Annotated in this window: 23 protein-coding genes; 16 read left to right on the top strand and 7 right to left on the bottom strand. The window is 69.5% G+C overall.

Translation table 11 applies throughout. The annotated features are described in order from the left end of the window. Positions 1–19 precede the first annotated feature (19 nt). Positions 20–1,003, bottom strand: a complete 984-nt coding sequence (locus ACEVFP_RS08190) for an aldo/keto reductase (RefSeq protein ID WP_375003246.1) — start codon at positions 1,001–1,003, stop codon at positions 20–22. Positions 1,004–1,071: 68 nt separating this feature from the next. On the opposite strand from ACEVFP_RS08190, the gene ACEVFP_RS08185 reads away from it, so the two are divergent. The 6 genes from ACEVFP_RS08185 (at position 1,072) to ACEVFP_RS08160 (ending at position 7,737) form a co-directional block, all read left to right on the top strand. Further along, positions 1,072–1,404, top strand: coding sequence for a hypothetical protein (locus ACEVFP_RS08185; protein ID WP_375003244.1), 333 nt, complete (start codon positions 1,072–1,074; stop codon positions 1,402–1,404). An 81-nt stretch (positions 1,405–1,485) separates the two neighbouring features. Continuing rightward, positions 1,486–3,801: a protein translocase subunit SecD gene (gene secD / locus ACEVFP_RS08180; RefSeq protein ID WP_375003242.1), complete on the top strand. Its 2,316-nt coding sequence runs from the start codon at positions 1,486–1,488 to the stop codon at positions 3,799–3,801. 83 nt (positions 3,802–3,884) lie between these two features. Beyond that, a complete protein-coding gene (locus ACEVFP_RS08175; protein WP_375003241.1) occupies positions 3,885–4,376 on the top strand; it encodes a DUF6318 family protein in 492 nt (163 codons plus the stop codon). A 323-nt stretch (positions 4,377–4,699) separates the two neighbouring features. After that, on the top strand, positions 4,700–5,149 hold the full coding sequence (locus tag ACEVFP_RS08170) for a hypothetical protein (protein ID WP_375003239.1): 450 nt from the start codon (positions 4,700–4,702) through the stop codon (positions 5,147–5,149). 57 nt (positions 5,150–5,206) lie between these two features. Then, positions 5,207–6,583 (top strand): cystathionine beta-synthase, encoded by a 1,377-nt coding sequence (locus ACEVFP_RS08165; protein ID WP_375003237.1) that lies wholly within the window; start codon positions 5,207–5,209, stop codon positions 6,581–6,583. Then, on the top strand, positions 6,580–7,737 hold the full coding sequence (locus ACEVFP_RS08160) for a cystathionine gamma-synthase (RefSeq protein ID WP_375003235.1): 1,158 nt from the start codon (positions 6,580–6,582) through the stop codon (positions 7,735–7,737). The genes ACEVFP_RS08165 and ACEVFP_RS08160 overlap by 4 nt, the downstream gene beginning before the upstream one ends. A gap of 120 nt (positions 7,738–7,857) precedes the next feature. Here ACEVFP_RS08160 and rmuC read toward each other — a convergent pair whose 3' ends face one another. Further along, positions 7,858–9,225: a DNA recombination protein RmuC gene (rmuC, locus tag ACEVFP_RS08155; RefSeq protein WP_375003234.1), complete on the bottom strand. Its 1,368-nt coding sequence runs from the start codon at positions 9,223–9,225 to the stop codon at positions 7,858–7,860. A 155-nt stretch (positions 9,226–9,380) separates the two neighbouring features. Here rmuC and ACEVFP_RS08150 point away from each other — a divergent pair, with 155 nt between their 5' ends. The 3 genes from ACEVFP_RS08150 to tgt are packed head-to-tail and all read left to right on the top strand — an operon-like array spanning position 9,381 to position 11,364. After that, entirely contained in the window at positions 9,381–9,506 is a 126-nt protein-coding gene (locus ACEVFP_RS08150) for a hypothetical protein (RefSeq protein ID WP_375003233.1), read from the top strand. After that, positions 9,503–10,153, top strand: coding sequence for a M50 family metallopeptidase (locus ACEVFP_RS08145; RefSeq protein ID WP_375003231.1), 651 nt, complete (start codon positions 9,503–9,505; stop codon positions 10,151–10,153). The genes ACEVFP_RS08150 and ACEVFP_RS08145 overlap by 4 nt, the downstream gene beginning before the upstream one ends. A gap of 5 nt (positions 10,154–10,158) precedes the next feature. Beyond that, positions 10,159–11,364 (top strand): tRNA guanosine(34) transglycosylase Tgt, encoded by a 1,206-nt coding sequence (gene tgt / locus ACEVFP_RS08140; protein ID WP_375003230.1) that lies wholly within the window; start codon positions 10,159–10,161, stop codon positions 11,362–11,364. Between the two features lie 11 nt (positions 11,365–11,375). Here tgt and ACEVFP_RS08135 read toward each other — a convergent pair whose 3' ends face one another. Next, positions 11,376–12,089: a queuosine precursor transporter gene (locus ACEVFP_RS08135; RefSeq protein WP_375003229.1), complete on the bottom strand. Its 714-nt coding sequence runs from the start codon at positions 12,087–12,089 to the stop codon at positions 11,376–11,378. A 44-nt stretch (positions 12,090–12,133) separates the two neighbouring features. On the opposite strand from ACEVFP_RS08135, the gene ACEVFP_RS08130 reads away from it, so the two are divergent. The 5 genes from ACEVFP_RS08130 to ACEVFP_RS08110 all read left to right on the top strand — a co-directional run bounded on the left by ACEVFP_RS08130 (position 12,134) and on the right by ACEVFP_RS08110 (position 17,236). Beyond that, positions 12,134–13,381, top strand: coding sequence for a geranylgeranyl reductase family protein (locus ACEVFP_RS08130; protein ID WP_375003228.1), 1,248 nt, complete (start codon positions 12,134–12,136; stop codon positions 13,379–13,381). Between the two features lie 243 nt (positions 13,382–13,624). Next, entirely contained in the window at positions 13,625–14,305 is a 681-nt protein-coding gene (locus tag ACEVFP_RS08125) for a hypothetical protein (RefSeq protein WP_375003227.1), read from the top strand. Positions 14,306–14,435: 130 nt separating this feature from the next. Further along, complete coding sequence (locus ACEVFP_RS08120) at positions 14,436–15,347, top strand: hypothetical protein (protein WP_375003226.1); 912 nt, start codon at positions 14,436–14,438, stop codon at positions 15,345–15,347. A gap of 17 nt (positions 15,348–15,364) precedes the next feature. Continuing rightward, a complete protein-coding gene (locus tag ACEVFP_RS08115) occupies positions 15,365–16,192 on the top strand; it encodes an aldo/keto reductase (protein WP_375003225.1) in 828 nt (275 codons plus the stop codon). Positions 16,193–16,291: 99 nt separating this feature from the next. After that, a complete protein-coding gene (locus ACEVFP_RS08110; protein WP_375003224.1) occupies positions 16,292–17,236 on the top strand; it encodes an RNA polymerase sigma factor RpoD/SigA in 945 nt (314 codons plus the stop codon). 84 nt (positions 17,237–17,320) lie between these two features. On the opposite strand, the gene coaE is transcribed toward ACEVFP_RS08110, so the two are convergent. Further along, a complete protein-coding gene (coaE, locus tag ACEVFP_RS08105; RefSeq protein WP_375003223.1) occupies positions 17,321–17,911 on the bottom strand; it encodes a dephospho-CoA kinase in 591 nt (196 codons plus the stop codon). A 196-nt stretch (positions 17,912–18,107) separates the two neighbouring features. Next, entirely contained in the window at positions 18,108–19,022 is a 915-nt protein-coding gene (locus tag ACEVFP_RS08100) for an SH3 domain-containing protein (RefSeq protein WP_375003222.1), read from the bottom strand. Between the two features lie 140 nt (positions 19,023–19,162). Between ACEVFP_RS08100 and ACEVFP_RS08095 the strand changes: the two genes are divergently transcribed. After that, positions 19,163–20,479, top strand: coding sequence for a class I adenylate-forming enzyme family protein (locus tag ACEVFP_RS08095; RefSeq protein ID WP_375003221.1), 1,317 nt, complete (start codon positions 19,163–19,165; stop codon positions 20,477–20,479). A gap of 37 nt (positions 20,480–20,516) precedes the next feature. On the opposite strand, the gene ACEVFP_RS08090 is transcribed toward ACEVFP_RS08095, so the two are convergent. Beyond that, positions 20,517–21,473, bottom strand: a complete 957-nt coding sequence (locus ACEVFP_RS08090; RefSeq protein ID WP_375003219.1) for a GlxA family transcriptional regulator — start codon at positions 21,471–21,473, stop codon at positions 20,517–20,519. 94 nt (positions 21,474–21,567) lie between these two features. On the opposite strand from ACEVFP_RS08090, the gene ACEVFP_RS08085 reads away from it, so the two are divergent. Beyond that, positions 21,568–21,708 (top strand): hypothetical protein, encoded by a 141-nt coding sequence (locus tag ACEVFP_RS08085; protein WP_375003218.1) that lies wholly within the window; start codon positions 21,568–21,570, stop codon positions 21,706–21,708. Positions 21,709–21,772: 64 nt separating this feature from the next. Here ACEVFP_RS08085 and rpsA read toward each other — a convergent pair whose 3' ends face one another. Then, positions 21,773–23,242, bottom strand: coding sequence for a 30S ribosomal protein S1 (gene rpsA, locus ACEVFP_RS08080; protein WP_375003216.1), 1,470 nt, complete (start codon positions 23,240–23,242; stop codon positions 21,773–21,775). Positions 23,243–23,318 lie beyond the last annotated feature (76 nt).

The raw sequence follows: 23,318 nt of genomic DNA, 5'->3' as shown, positions 1-23,318 counted from the left end.
GCTCGACGGTGACGAGAGCTCAGGACGGGGCGAACGTCGTGTAGGACTGCGTCGCCCGGCCGATCTCCGCGAGCGCCGTGAGGTCGTCCTCGCTCGGCTGCCACTGGACGGCCTCGGCGTTGGAGCGCACCTGCTCGGGCTTGGTTGCCCCGGCGATGACGCTGGTCACCGCGGGTTGGGCCGCCAGGCCGCCCATCGCCAGCTGGAGCAGGGAGATGTCCCGCTCGGCCGCGAACTGCGCGAGCGCGTCGATCCGGCCCCAGTCGGCGTTCTCCAGACGTCTGGACTGCGCCGCCAGGCGTGTTCCCGCAGGTGCTGCCTGCCCGCGGCGGTACTTGCCGGTGAGCAGTCCGTACGCGAGAGGGAAGTACGGCAGGATGCCGACTCCGAGGGCGCCGCACGCCGGCGCGAGCTCGACCTCCGCCGTGCGGTTGTACAGGGAGTACTCGTTCTGCGCCGTGGCGAAGCGCGTCAGCCCGGCGTTGCGGGCGCGCCAGTCGGCATCGACGACCTGCCAGGCCTGGAAGTTGGAGCAGCCGATCGCCCGGACCAGGCCCTCGTCGACGAGCTCGTGCAGGGCAGCGAGCGTCTCCTCGACGTCGGTGCCAGGGTCGGGAGTGTGCAGCTGGTAGAGGTCGATGTGGTCGGTGCCGAGCCGCCTCAGACTGGCTTCGACGGCCGTGCGGACATAGCTGGCAGACCCGCGGCGGCCCCCGTCGTCACCGTTGCGGCCCTGCATGTCCATGCCGAACTTCGTGGCCACCACCACCTCGTCACGACGCCCGGCCAGCGCCCGTCCGAGCAGGATCTCGCTCTCTCCCAGGCCGTAGCTGTCGGCGGTGTCGAAGAACGTCACCCCGGCGTCGATCGCCGCGTCGACGACCGCCTGCGTCCCGTCGGCGTCCACGCGAGACCCGAAGGCGTTGCAGCCGACGCCGACGACCGACACCTCGATGCCGCTGTGTCCCAGAGGACGAGTGAGTGTCCGGTGCTGGAGAGTCATGGCCTCAGGCTAGTGCCCTGCGGCGGCGTCACCGATGGCGTGGTGGCGACATGGCCTAGACTCAAGCGATGCCTGAGGACCGTCGACGCACACGCCTGGCCGCCGCCGTCGCGGCGTCGCTGGTGTCGTTGTTCGTCGTCGTGCTCGGCACCGCATCCAGCCAGGCGGCCACCACCCGCGTCGGTGCCGTCCTCACCTCGCCCGGGCCCGCGCAGGCCGCACCAGTCGATGTCGCGACGTCACCGGACGTCGACGCCGTGGCGCTCGACCTCGCCGGAGTCGCACCGTCGGCTGACCAGCAGGTCCCCCGCTCCGGCGCACACGTGCTCACTGGTTCGGTGCACGGCATCGTCGTCGCGCCACCGGTCAATCCCTCGGACCGTGGACCTCCGGCTCGCTGAGCCGTCTGCGTCCCCCAGTTCCACACCGCCGCTCGAGCCTGACATCGTCAGCGCTCACGCGCCCACTCCGAGAGAACCTTCATGAACCGTGCCCCCATGTGGCGTGGCATCGCCGCCTTCGTGGTGCTGTCGGCCTCACTCGCCTTCGCCTACTTCCAGCCCGCCAACCTCGGCCTCGACCTGAGCGGCGGCACCCAGATCGTCTTGGAGACCCAGGACACCGATCGCGTCGAGGCCGACGCCGAGGCCACCGACCGCGCCCTGGAGGTGCTGCGCGGCCGCGTGGACGCCCTGGGTGTCGCTGAGCCGACACTCGCCCGCTCCGGTGAGAACCGCATCGTCGTGGAGCTGCCCGGCGTGCAGGATCCGCGCGAGGCAGCCGAGGCGCTCGGCCAGACCGCCCAGCTCACGTTCCACGAGGTGCTCCGTCCCGCCGAGCCGGACGAGGAACCCGAGGAGGACGGCCAGGTCGTCACCACCGACGAGCAGGGCGAGACGCTGCTGCTCGGCCCCGTGGAGGTGGACGGTGACGGTGTGAGCGACGCCGTCGCCGCGCAGCCTCAGGACAGCATCGGCCAGTGGGTGGTCAACGTCGACTTCGCCGGTGAGGGCCGCGACGGCTGGCGCGAGCTGGTGGCCAGTGCCTGCGCCAACCAGTCCGCGGGCAACCGCGTCGCGATCCTGCTGGATGAGGAGATCATCTCCTCCCCCGGCATCGTGCCCGAGCTGTGCGCCTCCGGTGGCGGCAACCAGACCAGCATCAGCGGTGACTTCACCCAGGAGGAGGCCGACGACCTCGCGGTCCTGATCAAGGGCGGTGCCCTTCCGGTGCCGGTGGAGATCATCGAGCAGCGCACCGTCGGCCCGACGCTCGGCGCCGCAGCCATCGACGCCTCCATCGAGGCCGGCATCATCGGCATCATCCTGACGGGTCTGTTCATCGTCTTCGTCTACCGGATCCTCGGCTTCATGGCGACGCTCGCGCTGGGGACCTACGCGTTCATCTCCTACGGACTCCTCGTCTGGCTGGGGGCAACCCTGACGCTGCCGGGCCTCGCGGGCTTCGTACTCGCCATCGGCCTGGCCATCGACGCCAACGTGCTGGTGTTCGAACGAGCGAGGGAGGAGTACGCCGCCCGGGAGAAGGAAGGCCTGGCGCCGTCACTGACGACCGGCTTCAACAAGGCCTGGTCCGCGATCATCGACTCCAACGTCACGACGTTGGTGGCGGCGGCGCTGCTGTTCCTGCTGGCCTCCGGCCCGGTGCGGGGCTTCGGTGTCACGCTGTCCATCGGTGTCCTCGCGTCGATGTTCTCCGCCCTGGTCGTGGCTCGTGTGCTCACCGAGTGGGCGGTCAACCGCTCGTTCGTGCGGCAGCGGCCGGGCATCACCGGTATGGGCAAGATCAGCCGTATCCGCAACTGGCTGGAGACCAGCGGCCCCGACCTGATGAAGCGCAGCGGCACGTGGATCGTCGTCACCCTGGTGGTCGCGATCGTCTCGATCGGCGGCATCGTCCTGCGCGGGCTCGACCTCGGGGTGGAGTTCACTGGCGGTCGGGACCTGGAGTTCTCCTCGGCACAGGTGGTGGACCCGGAGGAGGCCCGCGTCGCGGTCGGCGAGGCCGGCTTCCCGCAGGCCGTGGTCCAACGGTCCTCCGGTGACGGCGAGAGCGAGAACATCTCGGTCCGCGTCGACAACATCTCCGACGATGAGGCCATCGAGATCGAGGAGGCGCTCTCGACCCTCGGCGGGGACGTCACCAAGGAGCGCGACGAGCTCATCGGCCCGAGCCTGGGTCAGGAGCTCCGCAACAAGGCGCTGATGGCCTTCGCCATCGCGATCGCCGCCCAGATGGTCTATCTGGCGTGGCGCTTCCGATGGACGTATGCGATCTCGGCCCAGCTGTCGATGTCGTCGGTGGTCCTCGCGGTCGTCGGCATCTTCGCCTGGTGGGGCAAACCGATCGACGGGGTCTTTCTCGCCGCGGTGCTCTCGATCATCGGTCTGGCGGTCAATGACACGATCGTCGTGTTCGACCGCATCCGAGAACACACGCGGGAGAACCGCGACAGACCGCTACGGGGCGTGGTCAACGAGGCGATCCTGGCGACCCTCCCGCGAACCATCAACACCGGTTTGGGCGCGATGTTCATCCTCGCGGCGCTGTCGGTGCTGGGCGGTGACTCCCTGACGGACTTCTCCCTCGCCCTGCTGATCGGTCTGTCGATCGGCATGCTGTCGACGATCTTCACCGCATCCGCGTTGGCCATCCTCCTGGAGGAGCGCTGGCCGTACGACCCGGACAAGCCGAGCAAGAACGCCGACCGGTACGCCGAGATCGACGACGGTCGTTCCGCCGGCCCGCCCGGTGGTGGTTCCGGCGCGGTCGTCTGACCCCTGTGCGCCCTTGTGGACAGGGGCTCGACGGGCGGGCGTGACTCCACTAGGTTCGGCGCATCATTGATCGGGGGATCCGGATGCGCCGAACCGTCACGCTCGTCATCGCAGCGCTGCTGCTGGCCGCCTGCAACGGCAAGCCGGAGGTGCGTGAGCCCGACCCCAGCGACTCCCCCACCGCCAGCGCCGCCCCCACCATGCCGGCGCAGGCGAAGGAAGACAGCGACGAGGGTGCTGCTGCCTTCGTCGCGCATTGGATCGACGTCTTCAACTTTGCCGCGCGAACCGGCGAAATCGAGCCGCTCACCGAGCTGGGCCCGAACTGCGAAGCCTGCAACAACTACGCCAAGGGTCTGCAAGAGAACTTCGAAGCCGGGGACGCACCAGAGCATGACCTATGGACGTTCAACGATCTTCTCGTGGGTGAATCTCAGGACGACAAGATCGACCTACAGGTCCGAGTCGAGGCTGAGTACGCCGACGGCCGCGAGGAGCACGAACTCGGCTTCGAGCTCGAACGGTCTGAACACTACGAAGTCGCTGACATCTACGTCATCGAGGAGGACTCATGACGCTCGCTGCGAGCATCTTCCTTGTATTCGCTCTCGGAGCAGGTCAAACGGTGAGCCTTTCATCCGACACCGAGGTGAAGCCTCTGGACCTCCGTCCCGGCGTTTGGATCAAGACCGAACGGGAATGGCGTGGTGCCTCGCAGGTCCCACCCCGTGCTTCCAAATCACGCCCCGCGGCCTCGTCGCCGCAGGTAGCTAGCCGACAGCCCAGAGCACTTCGAACCCAGTACTGCGAACGTAGTGCCATTGCCGGGCTTCAGTGCAGTGGCAACCCCTTCCCGCGGTTCCCAGACGAAGACGAAGCGCAGCCGGTAGCCGCCGAGATGCCCGAGCAGCTCACGCAAGGCCGGATCCTGCGCGCTGTCCGCGAGATCGAGATGCCTGCCCTGGACATCCAGGTCCAGCCGGGCGAGCGCACCCTCGTCAACATCCCCACGATCCTCTACACACAGCCCCGTGCGGTGACCCGCACCGTCGACCTGCTGGGCCACGAGATCACCGTGGAGGCCACTGCCACGAGCTTCACCTGGCACCACGGCGACGGCAGCTCGCAGGTCACCACCCGGCCCGGGCGGCCCTACCCTGCCAAGGACGTCACCCACACGTACGACGCCACCGCAGAGTCCGTCCGTCCCCGCGTCGACACCACGTACACGGTCCGCTACCGCGTCGACGACGGCGACTGGTCCGATCTCGGCGACACGCTCACCGCCACCGGTACACCCACGGCCCTCGAGGTCCGCCAGGCAGCTCCCGTCCTCACCCGGCGCTGACGCTGGGCGGCCGCGGGGCCGCTGGGCCACTCATGTCCTGGGTGGGAGGATGCAGGTATGCGCATTGCTGAGCACGTCGTGGACCTCGTCGGTGGGACACCACTGGTCCGGTTGAACAAGGTGGTGCCTTCGGACTCCGGAGTCGTGGCGGCCAAGCTGGAGTACCTCAACCCCGGCGGCAGCTCCAAGGACCGCATCGCCGTGCGGATGGTCGACGCGGCCGAGGCTTCCGGAGAGCTGCGCCCGGGCGGCACGATCGTCGAGCCCACGTCCGGCAACACCGGGGTCGGGCTCGCGCTCGTCGCCCAGCAGCGCGGCTACTCCTGCGTGTTCGTCTGCCCGGACAAGGTCAGCGAGGACAAGCGCAACACCCTGCGGGCCTACGGCGCTGAGGTCGTCGTCTGCCCCACGGCCGTCCCCCCAGAGCACCCGGACAGCTACTACAACGTCTCCGACCGGCTCGTCGAGGAGATCGACGGCGCCTGGAAGCCCGACCAGTACTCCAACCCGGCCGGCCCGCAGAGTCACTACGAGACGACCGGCCCGGAGATCTGGGCCGACACCGAGGGACGCATCACGCACTTCGTCGCCGGAGTCGGCACGGGCGGCACGATCAGCGGCGCCGGCAAGTACCTCAAGGAGGTCTCCGACGGACGCGTCAGCATCGTGGGCGTCGATCCTGAGGGGTCGGTGTACTCCGGCGGGACCGGCCGCCCCTACCTCGTCGAGGGCGTCGGCGAGGACTTCTGGCCCCAGGCCTACGACCCGGCGATCCCCGACGAGATCATCGCCGTCTCCGACGCCGACTCCTTCGACATGACACGCCGCCTGGCGCGCGAGGAGGGCCTGCTGGTGGGCGGGTCCTGCGGCATGGCCGTCGTCGCCGCAGCGCGCGTGGCGGAGAAGGCCGGCCCCGACGCCGTCATCGTCGTGCTGCTGCCCGACGGAGGCCGCGGGTACCTCACCAAGATCTTCAACGACGACTGGATGTCGTCCTACGGGTTCTTCCGCGAGCCGCTCGATCCGCGCAGCGACCGCGCCGACGTGGGCACGCTGCTGCGTCGCAAGTCCGGAGACCTCCCCGACCTCGTGCACACCCACCCGTCGGAGACGGTCCGTGACGCCATCGAGATCCTGCGCGAGTACAACGTGTCCCAGATGCCGGTCGTCGGGCCGGAACCACCCGTGGTGATCGGTGAGGTCGCCGGAAGCGTCTCCGAACGCATGCTGGTCAGTGCCGTCTTCGAGGGGCGGGCCAAGCTCACCGACCCAGTCTCCTCGCACATGGAGGCGCCGTTGCCGCTCCTCAGCGCCCACGAGAGCCTCGACGCCGCGTTCAGCGCGCTCAGCAGCAGCGACGCCATCATGGTCATCGACGAGGGCAAGCCGCTCGGTGTCCTGACCCGCCACGACCTCCTGGGAGTGCACGAATGAGTTCTGAGCACCTGAGCACGCGGGGCTTCGCCACCCGCGCCATCCACGCCGGGCAGGAGCCCGATCCCCGTACCGGCGCCGTCAACGTGCCGATCGTCGCCTCCTCGACCTTCGCGCAGGACGGCGTGGGCGGCATGCGCGAGGGCTATGAGTACGCGCGCACCGGCAACCCCACCCGCGCGGCGCTCGAGGAGGCCCTCGCCTCCCTGGAGGGCGGCTCACACGGTCGCGCGTTCTCCTCCGGCATGGCGGCCACGGACGCCGCCCTGCGATCGCTGCTGCGCCCGGGCGACCATCTGGTCATCCCCGACGACGCCTACGGCGGCACGTTCCGACTCGTCGACAAGGTGTTCAGCCAGTGGGGCATCACCTACACGCCAGTCAGCGTCAACGACGTCGCCGCGGTGCGAGCAGCCATCAGCGCTCAGACCAAGGCCGTGTGGATCGAGACGCCCACCAACCCGCTGCTCAACATCGGCGACATCGCGGCGATCGCCGACGTCACCCACGACGCGGGAGTGCGTCTCGTCGTGGACAACACGTTCGCCTCGCCGTACCTGCAGCAGCCGCTCGCCCTCGGCGCCGACGTCGTCCTGCACTCCACCACCAAGTACCTCGGGGGGCACTCCGACGTCGTAGGCGGCGCGCTCGTCACCGACGACGAGGAGCTCGACGCGGCGTTCGCCTTCCTGCAGAACGGCGCCGGCGGCGTCCCCGGCCCGTTCGACGCCTACCTGACGTTGCGGGGCGCCAAGACCCTCGCCGTGCGGATGGAGCAGCACAGCACCAACGCCGAGGCCGTCGTCGACATGCTCACCGGGCACCCGGCGATCTCGTCGGTCCTCTACCCGGGTCTGCCAGAGCATCCCGGCCACGAGGTGGCCGCACGTCAGATGGCGCGCTTCGGCGGCATGGTCTCGGTGCGGCTGGCCGGCGGCCGGGAGGCGGCGCTGCAGCTGTGTGACCGCACGGAGATCTTCACCCTTGCCGAGAGTCTGGGTGGCATCGAGTCGCTCATCGAGCACCCCGGGGCCATGACCCACGCCTCGACGGCCGGATCGGCCCTGGAGGTCCCCGACGACCTCGTCCGCCTCAGCGTCGGTATCGAGACCACCACGGACCTGCTCGCGGACCTGAAGCAGGCGCTGGGCTGAGGTCGGGCGGCCAGCCCCCGCCCTGACCCACGATCTGTGAACCTCTGCACGGCTTCTCGGTTTGATTGGGTGCAAGGGCTCCCAAACCGGGAGACTCTCCCGGGGGGATAGGGGTCGCTCTCAGCCGGCGTCGCGCTCGTCGTCGGTGGTCTCGACGCCGATCGTGAGGTCGAGCTCGGGACGCTCCAGGTCCTCGAACGCGGCGAACTCCGCAGGAGTCTCGCCGGAGGTCATCTCCGCTGTCGTGAGGCTGCGGGCATCGGCCTCGATCGGTGCCACGGGCTCCAGGGCGGTGTCGTCGAACCCGTCGAGCTTGCGGGCCGTGACGAGTACGCCGCGCTCGAGCGAGCCGACGAACTTGTTGTAGTCGCCCACGCTGCGCTCCAGCGACCGGCCCAGCTTGGCGACGTGCTCGGACAGCGTGCCGAGACGCTTGTAGAGCTCACGCCCGAGATCGACCACCTGCTGCGCGTGCTCGGCGAGATCCTCCTGCTTCCAGGTGAAGGCGACGGTCTTGAGCACCGCCCACAGGTTGACCGGAGTGGCGAGGACGATGCCGCGCCCGAACGCGTGCTCCATCAGGGTGGGGTCGGCGTCGAGCGCGGCGTTCAGGATGGCCTCGCTGGGGATGAAGGCGATGGTGAACTCCGGGCTGGTCGGCAGACCGGTCCAGTACTCCTTGCCGGACAACGCGTCGACGTGGGCCTTGACCTGCCGCGCGTGCTGCACCAGCAGCTGCTTGCTGCGCTGCTCGTCGCCGGACTCGTGCGCCTCGATGAAGCAGCTGTAGGGCACCTTGGCGTCGATCGCCATCTGCTTGCGACCCGGCAGCTTGATGACCATGTCGGGACGGCGGGCGCCGGAGTCGGCGGTGATCGACTCCTGCATCGAGAAGTCGACGCGGTTGAGCAGGCCAGCAGACTCCACGAGCGACTGGAGCTGGGTCTCGCCGTAGGCCCCGCGCGTGGCGTTGTTCTTCAGGGCCGACGACAGCGCCTCGGCCGCTTGGCGGGACTTCTCGGCGGTCTCCTGCGAGACGCGCAGCTGCTCGGCCAGTGCACTGTGCTGGCCGGCCCGCTGCTTCTCGATCTCGTCGACCTTCTGCTGCATGGACCGCAGCTGGGTCGTCACCGGGGACAGCTTCTGCAGCACCTTGCTCTCGGCGGCCGCGGCGCTCTCGCGCTCCTTGGCCTCGCGACGGTGCGTCTCCACGGTGTCGCGGTACTGCTGCTGCGCTGCCTCGACGGCCTGCTGCAGCCCCTCGATCGAAGCCTGTGCCGCGGCCAGGCGTCGCTCGACGTCGGCCCGCGCCGACGCCTCCTCGTGACGGACCTGGGCGACGGCTGCCTCGTGCCGGGCCTGCACGACGGCCGGGTCCTCGCCGGTCCCGGAGTCCTCGGCACGCGAGCGGGCGACCAGCACCCCGCCGGCCACGCCGAGGGCGAGACCGATGAGAAGTCCGACCAGCAGAACGATGACGAGATCCATACCCAGCAGTCTGGCAACGACCACCGACAGAACGTCGCCGACAGGCCGTGTGGAGGCTCGCCATCACCTCACACGACCGGTCCGAGGCGGATCTGGACACAGCCACGTCGCCACCGTCCGCCCAGCCACTGAGACACCGCCTAGGCTTGGGCTCGATGTCCCAGCGCTCCTCCCTCTGCTCCGGTACCTCCACGTTCCAGGTCGTGGCGGGCGCCCACGCGGCCAGCACTCCTGCTCCCACCTCCACCGTGCAGTCGACCTCGGCCCCCGGTCGCGAGTGAGCACCGACACCCTGCCGCTGCTGCTGGGCGTCGGTCTCGCGGTGGTCCCGACGACGTGGCGCTGGCTCAGCCACCTGGTGACGTTGGTGCACGAGGCCGGCCACGCGGTCGCCGCACTGGCCACCGGACGCAAGCTCGACGGCATCCGGCTGCACCGTGACACGTCAGGACTCACGACGTCGGTGGGACGTCCGCGGGGGCCCGGCATGGTGCTCACCGCGTCAGCCGGCTACCTGGCGCCGACCATGCTCGGTGCGGCCGTCCTGCTGCTCGTCCGCCAGGGTCACACGGCCTGGGCCGCGTACCTCGCGCTGGCGGTCGTCGGGTTCGTGCTCGCCTTCATCCGCAACTGGTACGGCGTCCTGGTGGTGCTGGCCGCGGGTGCGGCCACGGCGGCGCTCATCTGGCGTGCGTCGCCGCAGGCGCAGGAGCTCGCCATCTCGGCGATCGCCTGGCTGCTCCTCGCCGGCGCCGTCCGGGCCAGCCTGGACCTGTGGTCCCACCGTCGTCGAACCCGCTCACGCACCAGCGACGCCGACGTCCTCGCTCGATTGACACACGTCCCCGCCGTCGTCTGGAACGTCCTGTTCATCGCGACGTGCACCGCGACGCTGGTGTGGGCCGCCCGTCCGCTGGTGGTTGGATAGGGCGCGTGTTCACCATCGGCAGCCGACTCCAGGGCGGAGCCGGCCGCACCGGAGTGATCTCCACCCCACACGGTGAGATCCGCACGCCCGCGTTCATCCCGGTCGGCACCAGCGCAACGGTCAAGGCCGTCCTGCCCGAGACGATGGCGGAGCTGGGCACCCAGGCGCTGCTGGCCAACGCCTACCACCTGTACCTGCAGCCCGGCGACGACATCGTGCAGGCCGCCGGCGGGCTCGGGCGGTTCATGAACTGGCCCGGGCCGACGTTCACCGACTCCGGCGGGTTCCAGGTGATGAGCCTCGGCGCCGGGTTCAAGAAGACCCTCTCGATGGACGCCAGGGGGGTCACCTCCGATGACGTCATCGCCCCCGGCAAGGAGCGGCTCGCACACGTCGACGACGACGGCGTCACGTTCCGCTCCCACCTCGACGGCTCGCAGCACCGGTTCACGCCCGAGATCTCCATGGGCATCCAGCACCGGCTCGGCGCCGACATCATCTTCGCCTTCGACGAGCTGACCACGCTCATGAACACCCGCAGCTACCAGGAGCAGTCCGTGGAGCGCACACAGGCGTGGGCGCAGCGATGCCTCGCCGAGCACCACCGGCTGGTCACCGAACAGCCCGACCGACCGCGCCAGGGCCTGTTCGGCGTCGTGCAGGGCGCCCAGTACGAGGACCTGCGACGCCGCGCAGCCCGCGGCCTGGCCGACCTGGAGATCGACGGTCGCACGTTCGAGGGGTTCGGGATCGGTGGCGCCATCGAGAAGGAGAACCTGGCGACCATCGTGGGCTGGGTCGTCGAGGAGCTGCCCGAGGACAAGCCTCGGCACCTGCTGGGCATCGGGGAGCCGCACGACCTGTTCGCCGCCGTCGAGGCGGGATGTGACACGTTCGACTGCGTGGGGCCGTCGCGGGTTGCGCGGTCCTCGCGCGTCTACACCGCCGATGGTCGCGAGAACCTGCTCGTCGCCGCCTCCAGACGCCGGTTCGAGCCGATCGAGGACGGCTGCGACTGCTACACGTGCGCCCACTACACGCGCGCGTACCTGCACCACCTGTTCAAGACCAAGGAGTACCTCGCGGCCACGCTCACCACGATCCACAACGAGCGCTACATCGTCCGGCTGGTCGATGCCATGCGCGATGCCATCGACGCCGGCACCTTCACCGACCTCCGCGACGAGACCCTGGGCCGCCTCGACGGCTGACCCCGGGAGGATCAGTAAGTAGGGTCGGTGTGCTTGAGGCGGGAGATGACCGCGACGGTGACGGGAAGCAGGACGACCTCGACGGCAACCTTCAGCACGACGCCGACGACGAAGTAGTTGAGGAACTGCCCGCCCGTGGTGATCCCGATGGCCGTCGCGGCGATGGCGCAGAACAGGAAGGTGTCCACCACCTCGCCGGCACCGGTGGAGGCGAGCAGACGGCCCACCAGGCCGCGCTCGGCCGTGCGTCCCTTCATCCAGGTGAGCACCCACGCATTGGTGAGCTGGCCGAGCACGTACCCCACGACGCTCGCCGTCACGATCTGCCCGACCGGACCGAGTACGGCGTCGTAGGCAGCCTGGTTCTCATAGAACGACGCGCCGGGAATGGCACCGACCAGCGTGAAGGTCGCCACCGCGAGCACCGCGCAGCTGAACCCGGTGAGCACGGCGCGACGGGCCGCCCTGAACCCGTACACCTCGGAGAGGACGTCGCCGATGACGTAGGCCAGCGGGAACAGCACCAGGCCGCCGTCGACGATGAGCGGCCAGATCTGGATCGGGCCCAGCGAGAGCGCCGCGGTGCCGATCTCGATCGGTTTGGCGGCCACGATGTTGGAGACCACCACGACGACGCAGAACAGCGCCAGCAGGACGGCATACGGTGACGACCCGGTGGTGGCGAAACGGACGTCAGGTTTTGGTGAGGTTGCCTGAGAACTCATGACCGCCATCCTCCCACGACCGGCACGGTGGAAGAATCGACGCCATGACTCTGCCCACCAGCACCGACGTCCTGGTCGTGGGCGCCGGTCCGGCCGGCGCGGCCGCGGCGGCGTGGGCAGCTCGGTTCGGCTCCGACGTCGTGCTGGCTGATGCCGCCACGTTCCCGCGGGACAAGACATGCGGCGACGGGCTCACCCCTCGTGCCATCGCCGAGCTGGACCGGCTCGACCTGGGTGAGTGGGTGCGCGGCCACGGCACGAACCGTGGTCTGCGGGCGGCCGGGTTCGGCCAGGAGCTCCTGCTGCCCTGGCCCGGCGGCAGCCTGCCCGACCACGGCTCCGCAGTTCCCCGCACGAGTCTGGACGCCACGATCCGCGAGACGGCCCTCGATGCCGGGGCGGTCTCCCTGGAGGGCGCGCGGGCCGTCGACGTGGAACGAGACTCCCGCGGGCACGTCACCGCCGTGCGGTTCCGGCTCGGCCGGGAGCGAACCGACCACGTCGTGGCCTGCCGCCGCCTGGTGGTCGCCGACGGCGTCGGCTCCTCGCTCGGCCGAGTGCTGGGCCGACAGTGGCACCGCGAGACGGCGTACGGCGTCGCAGGCCGCTGCTACGTCAAGTCCGGCCACAGCGACGACCCCTGGATCTCCTCCCACCTGGAGCTGCGCTCGCAGAGCGATGAGCTGTTGCCCGGGTACGGCTGGATCTTCCCGCTCTGTGACGGCGAGGTGAACCTCGGGGTCGGCGCGCTGGCCACCTCCAAGCGTCCCGCCGACCTGCAGATTCGTCCGCTCATGCAGTACTACGCCGACCTGCGGCGTGAGGACTGGGACCTCGGCCCGGAGCTGCGGCTCCCCACGTCGGCCCTGCTGCCGATGGGCGGCGCGGTCTCCGGGGTCTCCGGCCCCAACTGGATCATCGTGGGTGATGCTGCCGGCTGCGTGAACCCCCTCAACGGCGAGGGCATCGACTACGGCCTGGAGACCGGACGCGTGGGCGCGGAGCTGCTGCACACCAACGCTCCCCCGGACGTCGCCTGGCCGCAGCTGCTGACGTCGCACTACGGCGAGGCGTTCTCGATCGCGCGACGGCTGGCCGGGCTGATCACGGTCCCCGGCCTGCTGCCCCGGCTGGGCCCGCTCGGCATGCGCTCGCACGTCCTGATGACCATCGCCCTGCGGGTGATGGGAAACCTGGTCACCGACGAGGACCGCGACGCCACGGCCCGTCTGTGGCGCCTGGCCGGTCGGCTCTCGGTGCGGCTGGACGACCGCCCGCCGTTCACCGCCTGACGTTCACGGCCCATTTGCCGGTTCCGGAGGTACGAAACCGCTCCACGGTCTAGGTTGTGAGTGCCAACGGCACGACGAGCGGAGAGCATCGAGATGAGCCCCCAGGACCCGACGCCCGACGATCAGGACCCCGGCACGCCCCCGACACCGCCTGCCGGTGGTGGCCCGGGAGGTGCCGTACCTCCGCCTCCGCCGCCGCCCGGCGGCCCCGGCCCGGGAGGTCCCAGCGGGCCGAGGCTCGACGTGGGCACGTCGTTCACGTGGGCGTGGGCCAAGTTCAAGGAGAACGCCGCCACCCTCGTGCTGGCCGTGCTCATCGTCCTCGGTGTCGCCGTGGTCCTCGGCATCGTCTCCAACCTCGTCGTGGGCGCGATCTTCGGCGGTGGCACGTTGGAGGTGAACTCCGCGACCGGCGAGATCAGCGGCGGACGCAGCTTCCTCGGCATGCTCGTCCTGCAGCTGCTCGCCGGTGCGCTGAGCAGCATCGTGACGTACTTCCTGCAGGCTGGCCTGGTCCGCGCGAGCCTGGCCGTCGCCGACGGCCGCAAGCCCGAGCTGGGCGACGTGTTCGTCTTCGACCGGGTCGGCCCCCTGGCCGTGCTGGCCCTGCTGCTCACGGCAGGCACCTACATCGGCCTGATCCTCTGCTACCTGCCCGGTCTGGTCTTCGCGGTGCTGGCCTCGTTCTCGCTGTTCTTCTTCGTGGACAAGGGCAGCGAGGGCATCGAGGCGATCAAGCAGAGCTTCCGACTGGTGATCGACAACATCGGACAGCTGATCCTGCTGTTCCTCGCCGTCATCGCGACGCTCATCGTCGGGGCCCTGGCCTGCGGCGTGGGCCTGCTCGTGGCTGCGCCGGTGGCGCTGCTCGTGGTCACCCACGCCTTCCGGACCCTCACCGGCGGGCCGGTGGCCCAGGCCTGAGGCGGCTCGCACGAGCGGCTCGCGATCCTGAGCCTGCGGCGCGTGATGTCTCGCAGTACGACCCACGGTGGAACCCTGCGAGGCTCACGCACTACGTTGATCGCTGACGTCCAGCCCACCGGAGGAATGCATGAGCCCCCAGGACCCGCCTCCCGGCGGCCCCGACCAGCCGAACCAGCCTCCCGCGGGAGGCACCCCTCCCCCGCCACCTCCTCCTCCGGGCGGCACCCCACCTCCTCCTCCGGGCGGCACCCCACCGCCCCCTCCGGGCGGACCGCAGCCCCCACCTCCCGGCGGCGGCGTCCCTCCCGGCGGGTACGGGCCGCCGGCACCGCGCGACCCGGACATCGGCGCCGGCTTCTCCTGGGCGTGGGCCAAGTTCCAGCAGAACGCGGCGACGCTCATCCTCAGCACGCTGATCCTGTTCGCGATCGCGTTCTTCGCCTACCTGCTGATCTACGTCCCGCTGGTCGCGGCGGGTGCCCTCAGCTCCGGGCCGACGACGTACGACCCGTACACCAACACCTACGAGACCAGCGGCCCCAGCGGGTTCGCCGTGTTCCTCATCATCGTGGGCGTCGTGCTGCTGGTCTTCCTGCTGGCGATCCTGCTGCAGGGTCTGGGATCCAACCTCGTCCGCATGTCACTGCTCATCGCCGATGGTGGGCAGCCGGAGATCAGTGACCTCTTCCGCTTCCCCCGGGGCGCAGCCACGTGGACGACGGCGATCCTGCTCGCGCTGGGCACCGGTATCGGCGTGCTGCTGTGCTTCATCCCGGGCATCATCTTCGCCTGGGGTGCGGCGTTCACCTACTTCATCTTCTACGACCGCGAGGTCAGCCCGGTCGAGGCGATCAAGGGCAGCTTCGCGCTGTTCAGGGACCGCTTCGGGCCGGCCCTCGTCGCGGTCCTGCTCGGAGGCTTGGTCGCCGGTGCCGGCAGCCTGGCCTGCGGCATCGGGGTCATCGTGACCGCACCCATCGGTCAGCTGTTCATCGCGCACCAGTTCCGCAGCCTGACCGGCGGGCACATCGCTCCCTGAGCAGTAGCGTGGCGGACATGCAGAACACAGCGCCTCTGCTCGAGCTCAACGACGGCCACTCGATGCCGCAGCTGGGCTTCGGCACGTACTCCATCCACGACGTCGACCTGCTCGGCGAGGCCATCGAGTCCGGCTACCGCCTGCTCGACACGGCGACGCGCTACGAGAACGAGGCAGAGGTGGGACGTGCCATCGCGCAGGCCTCCGTCCCCCGGGACGAGCTGTTCGTGACCACCAAGCTGGCGGGGCGGGACCACGGCCGTGAGAACGTCCGTCCCGCCCTGCAGGCGTCGCTGGAACGGCTCGGTCTCGACCAGGTGGACCTGTACCTCATCCACTGGCCGCTGCCCAACGTCGGCAAGTTCGTCGAGACCTGGGAGGCGCTGGTCGACCTGCGTGAGGCCGGGCTGGCTCGCTCGATCGGCGTCTCGAACTTCCTGCCCGAGCACCTCGACGCCATCGTGGGCGCCACCGGGGTCGCGCCGGCGGTCAACCAGGTGGAGCTGCATCCGTACTTCCCGCAGGCGGCCCAGCGACAGGCCGACGCCTCGCGCGGGACCGTCACGCAGAGCTGGAGCCCCTTGGGGCGGGGCACCAACCTGCTGGAGTCGCCGGTCCTGCGCAGCATCGGCGAGAAGTACGGCCTCGGGCCCGGCCAGGTGGTGCTGCGCTGGCACACCCAGATCGGCGCCGCGCCCATCCCCAAGTCGGCAACGCCCGAGCGGATCCGCACGAACCTGTCGATCTTCGACGTCACCCTCGACGAGGCCGCCATGAACGACATCGCCGCGCTGGAGACCGGGGTCCGCGTGGGCGGAGATCCGGCCGTGCACGAGGAGTTCTGAGTCCCTAGCACGCAAAGCTTCCCGAGAAAACCCTGAGAGCGGAATCTCTTCCTGACCTGTGGCGTTGCACCAGTACAGGACGAGAGATGGGAGGTCCCGATGACCAACACTGTCACCGAGAGCACCGAAGGCAAGGACAGCGTCGGCATGTACCTGGCGGAGATCGCCAGGACACCCCTGCTCGATGCTGAGCGTGAGGTGGACCTCAGCAAGACCATCGAGGCCGGTCTCTACGCCAAGCACCTGCTGGCCGAAGGACGCATCGGCCGCGCCAAGGGCGGAGCGCCCCGGCGCGCCACGCGCGAGGAGCTGGAGTTCCTCGCGGCCGAGGGTGATCGCGCCATCCAGACCTTCATCCAGGCCAACCTGCGCCTGGTGGTCTCGATCGCCCGCAAGTACGGCCGTTCCGCCATGCCGATGCTCGACCTCGTCCAGGAGGGCAACACCGGCCTGATCCGCGCCGTGGAGAAGTTCGACTACGTCAAGGGCTTCAAGTTCTCCACCTACGCCACCTGGTGGGTGCGTCAGGCCATCACCCGTGGCATCGCGCAGCAGGCGCGTGTCGTCCGGCTCCCCGTCCACGTCGTGGAGGAGCTCAACCAGGTCACGGCGGCCCGCCGCAACCTGGAGCGCCAGCTCGGCTACGACCCCGAGCCCGCCGAGGTCGCCCTCGAGCTCGACATGGACATCGACCGGGTGATCGACCTGCTGTCCTGGGGCCGTGACCACGTCAGCCTGGACACGCCGGTCGATGAGGACGGCGACACCTCACTGGGCGACCTCATCGCCCGTGAGACGCAGCCGGGGCCGGACCTCGCGGTCATCGACGATGAGACCAAGGAGCTGATCGGCACCCTCATCGACCACCTCGAGCCGCGCGAGGCCGACATCGTGCGAGCACGGTACGGCCTGCTCGACGGACGTCAGCAGAAGCTGGCCGACATCGGTCGCCGGCACGGCATCTCCGCCGAGCGTGTCCGCCAGCTGGAGCGTCAGGCGCTGGTCACGTTGCGTCGCATCGCGGACCCCGATCTGGCAGCCTAGAAGAAGCCTGCGACCTGCGCGGTCGCACCGAGCGAGAGCCACCCGAGCCCCCGACCGGGTGGCTCTCGTGCGTCCGGGGACGCCTCAGCGCGTCGTGAGGTCGGCCCAGAGGGCGTCGACGGCGTGCTCGAGCTGCTCCGGGGTGCCGCGGTTGTCCAGCACGACGTCTGCGGCCGCGACGCGGTCCTCGCGGGAGCTCTGCGCCGCCAGGCGGGCCCGGGCATCGTCCTCGCTCATCCCCCGGTCGCTGACCAGCCGGGAGACCTGCACGTCCTCGGGGACGTCGACCACGACGACCACCTGGCACGTCTGCGCCATTCCCATCTCCACCAGGAGCGGATGGTCGTGCACCACGACGGCGTCCTGTGGCGCGCCAGCCTCCCGGGATGCGGCGAGGTCGCGGATCGCCGGGTGGGTGATGCCCTCCAAGTCACGCCTGGCCTGCTCGTCGGCGAAGACGACGGCGCCGAGCGCCGGACGGTCCAGGGCGCCCTCGGCGTCCAGGACGTCGTCGCCGAACCTCTCGCGGATCAGTCGCAGCGCGGGCATGCCCGGCTCGACGACCTCGCGCGCGAGCAGGTCGTAGTCGATCACGACGGCACCATGCTCGGCGAGCCGCGCACTGACGGTGCTCTTGCCGGAACCGATGCCCCCGGTCAGGCCGACGCGAAGCACTAGGCCGTGTCTCCCAATTCGCGCGAGTGATCCGGGCGGCATCCGCGCCCGGCTGACCAGGAATGGGGGCACCTCCCGCGAGCGCAGCGAGTGGGGGCGGAGTGAGGCATACCGGGTCGTACGTCGATCGACGATGACGCCGTCAGACGGGATGCGGGGTCGTCCGGGCGCCGCGGGGAATTGGGAGACACGGCCTTTAGCTGGTCGCGGAGCTGCCGTATGTCGTGACGTGGACGTGGTCGTAGTGGTTGGCGGTGTCGCCGCCGCGGTCACTCATGGGGCGCCAGCTGTTCGACGTCGACGGACGCCAGATCTGCTGCTGCCAGATGAGGTACTCGACTCCGAGCTCGGAACGGTTCTCCTCCAGGAACGCCGCCACGCGGTTGCCCAGCTCGCCGCGAACCATGATGTCCAGTGCGTGGCCGGTGGCGTGCTCGCCGCGGCCGGCCAGTCCGCCGTAGCTGGTGATCTCGGGGAACTCCGCGCAGACGGCACGCAGCACCTTGACGGTGTCGGGCTGCAGGCCGTTCTCGCTGCCGTGCGGGCAGGGCTCGGAGCCGAGGGGGAGCTTCTTGCCGAGCGAGTCGGTCTTGACCCAGCGGGAAAGGTCCTTGTGCACGACCTCGGTCCACGCGCCCTCGGTCTTGCCGGTGACGTCGATGGAGTCGCCCTTGTCGAGCGTGGCGAGCACCTGGGCGCCGCCCCGGGCGTCGGTGCGGATCTTGACGCCGTCGGAGAGCGCCAGCAGCGTGCCGGAGACGTCGATCGATCCCTGTGTCTCGGAGGGGAGCTCTGGCCGCTCGGCGTTGCGGGTGATCTCGATGTCGGACGCCTTGTCCTCCATCGCACGGGCGATGATGTCATCGGTCTGGGCCGGGGCGGCCGCCGAGGCGGAGGCGGGCGCCTGGTCACCGTCCTGGGAGACGACGACGGCGCCGGCGGTGCCGAACAGCATCATGACGCCGACGGCGGGCAGGGCGACCTTGACGGCGTGACGCCGCCACGGAGACTGCACGGCGGCGCGACGGCCGCCTCCCGTGGGACGCGAACGCGGTGTCGACCGCATTCCGGCGCGCTTGGGCACCGCGTGCTTGTGGCGTGAATGAGCCACAGATGATCACCTTCGGCAGGGCGGGGACACGTACCAACGGTCGAGTGAAGCATACTTTCGCTGATGATTCACACGAGCGACACAGTCCTCAGCCGATTTTCAGTACGGGATGTGACAGGCGTCTCAGGAATGGTGGTCGTGTGAGCCGGCCCGTGCTCACCGCCGAGCGCAGCGCGGCGGACCAGTCCCGGATCGCCGGGGCCCTCGGTGCACGGGGTATCGGCGAGGGTGATCGCGTCGTCCTGTCCGTTCCGGGGTCGCCTGCGTACGTGAGCACCGTGCTGGGCGCCACCCGCGCCGGCATCGTCCCGGTGCCACTGGATCCCCGCCTGACCGAGCACGAGCGCGACGCCATCCTGGCCGACGTCGAGCCGGCGCTCATCATCGACGACGTCGATCAGCTCACCGGGCTCCTCACCGGTCCCGAGGCGCCGCTCGCCCCGTGGCCCCGGTGCCGCCCGATGCACTTCACGTCCGGCACCACCGGGCGGCCCAAGGGCGTGTGGTCAGGTCTGCTGGATGAGGACGACGCCCGGTCCCTGGTGATGGAGGAACGGGACCTGTGGGGCTTTCACGCCGGGGACCTGAACCTCGTCATCTCTCCCGTCTACCACTCCGCACCCCTGCGCTTCGCCACCGGAACACTGCTTGCCGGCGGGTCCGTGGCCGTGCTGGGACGTTTCGACGCGCAGGACTTCATCGAGGCCGTCCACGACCTCCGCCCGACGTCGATGTTCTGCGTCCCGGCCCACCTGCAGCGCCTGTTCGCCCATCTCGACGAGAGCGGGGCGAGGCTGGATGCGTCGAGCCTTCGGCTCGTGGCGCACGCCGGAGCACCCTGCCCGGAACCGGTACGGCGGCGCGCCCACGCACAGTTCGGCGTCGAGACGGTGTGGGAGTTCTACGGGTCCACGGAGGGTCAGATCACCGCGTGCCCCGCCGGCACCTGGATCGAGCACCCAGGAACCGTCGGCCCGGCACGGCCCGGACGCAGCGTGAGCGTCGACCATGACGGGCTGCTGTGGTGCTCGGTGCCGCCGTGGGGCACGTTCACCTACTGGCGCGACGAGGAGAAGACCGCAGCGGCGTGGCGGGAGACACCGGACGGGCCCGCCTTCACCGTCGGTGACCTGGGGCGCGTCGAGGACGCTCTGGTGTTCCTGGACTCGCGACGCAGTGACCTGATCATCACCGGCGGGGTGAACGTCTACCCCGCGGAGGTCGAAGCGGCACTGGAGGACGTTCCCGGCCTGCAGGAGATCGCCGTGTTCGCCCGTCCCGACGACCACTGGGGCCAGCGAGTGTGCGCCGCCTACGTGGGCGACGTCGACGAGCAGTCACTGCGGGAACGAGCCGACGCGCGCCTCGCCCCGCCCAAGCGGCCCAAGACCTACGAGCGGGTGGACCTGCTCCCCCGCACAGCGACCGGGAAGGTGCGGCGCACCGAGCTGCCGTGAGCCCGGACGTCAGCACCTCGAGCCTTCCGACGGCCGCTCACACCGCCTCCAGGCTGCAGAAGGTGCGCCGGTAGGCCTGCGGGGTGGTGCCGAGCACGGCACTGAAGTGGTGCCGCAGGGTGGCGGCGTTGCCGAAACCGACGCGGCCGGCGATCTGCTCCACGGCCAGCGAGGAGTGCTCCAACAGCTCCGAGGCGAGTGAGACCCGCTGCATCGTCACCCACTTCAGCGGCGTCGTCCCCGTCTCGTCGCGGAAGCGTCGGGCGAAGGTGCGCTCGGACATGTGTGCCTGCTCCGCGAGGCGCTCCACGGTGAGCGGCTCGTCGAGGTGCTCCAGCGCCCACGCCAGCAGCGGGGACAACGACTCGGCCTCCACCTGGGCGACGGGCGCCCGGACGAACTGCGCCTGTCCCCCGGCCCGGTGCGGCGGCATGACGATGCGTCGGGCCGCCGTCGCCGCGGTGCGGGCGCCGAAGACCGTGCGCAGCAGGTGCAGCGACGCGTCGATGCCGGCCGCCGAGCCCGCACCCGTGAGGACACCGTCGTCGAGCACGTAGAGCACCTCCGAGCGCACGGTGGCCTGCGGGAACGCCTGCTGAAGCTGATCACCGTAGCGCCAGTGGGTGGTGCACTCACGTCCGTCCAGCAGGCCTGCCTCCCCGAGCAGCCAGACGCCGGTGCAGTGGGCCGAGACGACGGCGCCCCGCTCGGCCGCGCGACGCACGGCCTGCACCGCGGCCGGGTGCTGGTCGGTGAAGTCGTCCTTGGGTGCGACGCACACCAGATCGGCGTCCTCCAGGACCTCCAGACCGTGCTCGACGAACAGGTCGAAGCCGGCAGAGCCCGTGATCCGGCCCGGTGTGGGGCTGCAGACCGTGAAGTCGAAGACCGGGTTGTCGTCCTCAGGGTGGTAGGGCTCGGCCCAGACCTCGCAGATGGACCCGAGCCCGAACATGTGGGTGCCGTCCTGCACGACGACCGCGACCTTCTTCATGTCCGGAACCTTGTCACAGGGTTGGCTGAATATCAACGGAACATGGCATTCCTGCCACTCGTGGCAGGAAGTCGTTCAAGCAATGATTACTGCCATGTTGTTGTTCATCCTTCTGTTGACCCTGCTGGTGACGATCATCGCTCTTGCAGCGACCGTCGCCCATGACGGCTACGGCAGCCGTCCGGGTCCTCGCAGCCACGAGGACCACGACGCGTACACCGTCCCCCTGCGCTGAAGGAACGACGAAGCCCCCGGGCGGTACCCGGGGGCTTCATCATGTGCTGTTCAGCAGGAGCGGATCACTCGCCGCCGGTGAGCTTCTGGCGCAGCGCCTGCAGCGCCTCGTCGGAAGCCAGCGATCCACCCTCGGCGTCCTCGGCGGCCGGGGCCGGCGAGGCGTCGCTGGAGTAGTTGGCCGCATCGTCGGCCTCGAGGTCGGCCTTCTCGGCCGCCTCGATCTGCGCCTTGTGCGCCTCCCAGCGCTCGTGCGCCTCGGCGTACTGCTTCTCCCACGCGGCGCGGGCCTCCTCGAAGCCCTCCTGCCACTCGCCGGTCTCCGGGTCGAAGCCGTCGGGGTAGATGTAGTTGCCGGCCTCGTCGTAGGAGGAGGTCATGCCGTACAGCGTCGGGTCGAAGTCGTCGGCTGCGGCGACCGCGGTCTCGTTGGCCTGCTTGAGGGACAGCGAGATGCGACGACGCTCGAGGTCGATGTCGATGATCTTGACCATGACCGAGTCGCCGATCTGGACGACCTGCTCGGGGATCTCGACGTGACGCTCGGCCAGCTCGGAGATGTGCACGAGCCCCTCGATGCCCTCCTCGACGCGGACGAACGCGCCGAAGGGGACCAGCTTGGTGGCCTTGCCGGGCACGATCTGACCGATCTGGTGGGTCCGGGCGAAGTGCTGCCACGGATCCTCCTGAGTCGCCTTGAGCGACAGGGAGACGCGCTCGCGCTCGAGGTCGACGTCGAGAACCTCGACGGTGACCTCATCGCCCACCTGCACGACCTCGTTCGGGTGGTCGATGTGCTTCCAGGACAGCTCGGAGACGTGGACGAGACCGTCGACGCCGCCAAGGTCCACGAACGCACCGAAGTTGACGATCGAGGAGATGACGCCCTTGCGGACCTGCCCCTTCTTGAGCTCGTCGAGGAACTTCTGGCGCACGGCGGACTGCGTCTGCTCGAGCCAGGCACGGCGGGACAGGACCACGTTGTTGCGGTTCTTGTCGAGCTCGATGATCTTGGCCTCGATCTTCTGACCGATGTAGGGGTCGAGGTCGCGGACGCGACGCATCTCCACCAGCGAGGCGGGCAGGAAGCCACGGAGCCCGATGTCCATGATGAGGCCGCCCTTGACGACCTCGATGACGGTGCCCTCGACCACGCCGTCCTCGGCCTTGATCTTCTCGATGTCGCCCCAGGCGCGCTCGTACTGTGCGCGCTTCTTGGACAGGATCAGACGGCCTTCCTTGTCCTCCTTCTGCAGGACAAGGGCCTCGACGTTGTCACCGACGACGACGACCTCGTTGGGGTCGATGTCGTGCTTGATGGACAGCTCACGCGAGGGGATGACGCCCTCGGTCTTGTAGCCGATGTCGAGAAGGACCTCGTCACGGTCCACCTTGACGATGGTGCCGTCGACGATGTCGCCGTCGTTGAAGTACTTGATGGTCGAGTCGATGGCGGCGAGGAAGTCTTCCTCGCTGCCGATGTCGTTGACCGCAACCTGCGGGGCCGCAGAAGGAGTTGCGATACCAGATGTCATAGGGGATGGGCTCCGATGGATGATGGATTGAGTTCAGTGGGCTGGCGTCCCTTGGAACAGCATCTGACAAGGTCAC

It is taken from the genome of Aeromicrobium sp. CTD01-1L150, assembly GCF_041951745.1.
GTDB lineage: Bacteria > Actinomycetota > Actinomycetes > Propionibacteriales > Nocardioidaceae > Aeromicrobium.
The sequence above is the reverse complement of the archived record's forward strand: the minus strand, read 5'-3'. Positions and strand labels throughout refer to the sequence as shown.

Excerpts from the sequence above, each read along its gene's own strand:
- ACEVFP_RS08190 (WP_375003246.1), bottom strand. The coding sequence starts at position 1,003 with ATGACTCTCCAGCACCGGACACTCACTCGTCCTCTGGGACACAGCGGC.
- ACEVFP_RS08085 (WP_375003218.1), top strand. The coding sequence starts at position 21,568 with ATGTTGTTGTTCATCCTTCTGTTGACCCTGCTGGTGACGATCATCGCT.
- ACEVFP_RS08115 (WP_375003225.1), top strand. The coding sequence starts at position 15,365 with ATGCAGAACACAGCGCCTCTGCTCGAGCTCAACGACGGCCACTCGATG.
- ACEVFP_RS08175 (WP_375003241.1), top strand. The coding sequence starts at position 3,885 with ATGCGCCGAACCGTCACGCTCGTCATCGCAGCGCTGCTGCTGGCCGCC.
- ACEVFP_RS08110 (WP_375003224.1), top strand. The coding sequence starts at position 16,292 with ATGACCAACACTGTCACCGAGAGCACCGAAGGCAAGGACAGCGTCGGC.
- ACEVFP_RS08165 (WP_375003237.1), top strand. The coding sequence starts at position 5,207 with ATGCGCATTGCTGAGCACGTCGTGGACCTCGTCGGTGGGACACCACTG.
- rmuC (WP_375003234.1), bottom strand. The coding sequence starts at position 9,225 with ATGGATCTCGTCATCGTTCTGCTGGTCGGACTTCTCATCGGTCTCGCC.
- secD (WP_375003242.1), top strand. The coding sequence starts at position 1,486 with ATGAACCGTGCCCCCATGTGGCGTGGCATCGCCGCCTTCGTGGTGCTG.
- ACEVFP_RS08160 (WP_375003235.1), top strand. The coding sequence starts at position 6,580 with ATGAGTTCTGAGCACCTGAGCACGCGGGGCTTCGCCACCCGCGCCATC.
- ACEVFP_RS08170 (WP_375003239.1), top strand. The coding sequence starts at position 4,700 with ATGCCCGAGCAGCTCACGCAAGGCCGGATCCTGCGCGCTGTCCGCGAG.
- ACEVFP_RS08150 (WP_375003233.1), top strand. The coding sequence starts at position 9,381 with ATGTCCCAGCGCTCCTCCCTCTGCTCCGGTACCTCCACGTTCCAGGTC.
- ACEVFP_RS08135 (WP_375003229.1), bottom strand. The coding sequence starts at position 12,089 with ATGAGTTCTCAGGCAACCTCACCAAAACCTGACGTCCGTTTCGCCACC.
- ACEVFP_RS08185 (WP_375003244.1), top strand. The coding sequence starts at position 1,072 with ATGCCTGAGGACCGTCGACGCACACGCCTGGCCGCCGCCGTCGCGGCG.
- ACEVFP_RS08120 (WP_375003226.1), top strand. The coding sequence starts at position 14,436 with ATGAGCCCCCAGGACCCGCCTCCCGGCGGCCCCGACCAGCCGAACCAG.
- ACEVFP_RS08090 (WP_375003219.1), bottom strand. The coding sequence starts at position 21,473 with ATGAAGAAGGTCGCGGTCGTCGTGCAGGACGGCACCCACATGTTCGGG.
- ACEVFP_RS08130 (WP_375003228.1), top strand. The coding sequence starts at position 12,134 with ATGACTCTGCCCACCAGCACCGACGTCCTGGTCGTGGGCGCCGGTCCG.
- rpsA (WP_375003216.1), bottom strand. The coding sequence starts at position 23,242 with ATGACATCTGGTATCGCAACTCCTTCTGCGGCCCCGCAGGTTGCGGTC.